The sequence below is a fragment of the Mycobacterium sp. TH-M82 genome, from assembly GCF_057473605.1.
The window spans coordinates 1-1,120 of the sequence record NZ_JBYCKY010000678.1; the positions used below are offsets into that span (position 1 = coordinate 1).

The window sequence follows — 1,120 nt, forward strand, 5'->3', positions numbered from 1 at the left end:
GGATCAAAGACGAGGCCACCCACGTCGAGTCGACGGCGGCGAACTGCCCGAACACCAGAATGGTGCTCGGCGGCTTCTCTCAGGGCGCAGCCGTGACAGGTTTCGTGACCTCGCCTTCTGTTCCGCCGGAAGTGCCTGCCGAGTTCGTACCGTTCATACCGCAGCCGATGCCCTCAGAGGTGGCTAGCCACGTCGCTGCGGTAGCGCTGTTCGGGGCGCCGTCCAACGAGTTCCTGCGCCAGGCCGGTGCGCCGCCGGTCACGATCGGGCCGCTGTATGCGCCCAAGACCATCGAGTTGTGCGCTCCCGACGACACCATCTGCAATGGTGCTCCCGCCGGGCCGCCGAACGTCGCGCACGCAATGTATACGGTCAACGGCATGGTCGGTCAAGCGGCGGATTTCGCCGCGAGTCGCCTCTGAGTCGGTACTGCCCTTTGCAAACACGATGACTCGGGTGGTCATAGCTCAACGGTGCGCCGATCATGGTGCGGTGGGTTGGCGGCGTCGCGCCGTTGGTGCCCAGTGGTTGGTTACTGCGTGTGGTGCAGGAAGTCGTCGAGCCAGCGCTCAACCTGGCGCATACATCCTGGCTCGACGCTGCCGGCACGGCCATTGATTCGCTTATGGCTGATCGTGCGGGGCTGTTCGGTCATCGCCCATGTCGGTTTCGGCAGTCGTAGGTTCGCGCCGGCGAGCCGGACGTGGTGGGCCCAATTGCGATCTCGCGTGGTGGCCGGCACGACGATGACCAGTTCGGGTACGGCTGCGAGATAGCCGCGGGAGGCCACGACGACCGCGGGCCGCGTCCCGTGTTGTTCTCTGCCCACGGTCGGGTCGAGCTGTACCCAGACCACGTTTCCCGGACTGAGGTCGCTCACCGGTCGAGGCCGTCGGCGTCTACGGCGGCCCAGTCCTCGGTTTCTTCGCGCCAGCTGTCTAGGTCTTCCTCAGAAGCGTCGCGGTAGGCGGCGGCGACGGCCGCTAGACGTTTGTTGCGTTCGTGGGATTCGATCAGCGACTGCAGAAACGCATGAGCAGTGAGTCCCTCGTCGGCTGCATAAGCCGCGATCCGGTCCCGTAGCGTCTTGGGCACCTTGATGGTCGTTACGTCGGGCATA

The 1,120-nt window shown here is 65.2% G+C and carries 3 protein-coding genes; 1 reads left to right on the forward strand and 2 read right to left on the reverse strand.

What is annotated here, in order from left to right:
• Positions 1-422 (forward strand): cutinase family protein (locus AC2VON_RS19890; RefSeq protein ID WP_486954484.1); only part of this gene is annotated, 422 nt, incomplete at its 5' end.
• Positions 423-532: 110 nt separating this feature from the next.
• Here AC2VON_RS19890 and AC2VON_RS19895 read toward each other — a convergent pair.
• The gene (locus AC2VON_RS19895; protein WP_486954485.1) at positions 533-880 is read right to left on the reverse strand and encodes a type II toxin-antitoxin system PemK/MazF family toxin; all 348 of its coding nucleotides are present in this window, start codon (positions 878-880) and stop codon (positions 533-535) included.
• Positions 877-1,120, reverse strand: a 244-nt coding sequence (locus AC2VON_RS19900; protein ID WP_486954486.1) for a hypothetical protein, incomplete at its 5' end; no start/stop codon positions are given. The genes AC2VON_RS19895 and AC2VON_RS19900, both read right to left, overlap by 4 nt.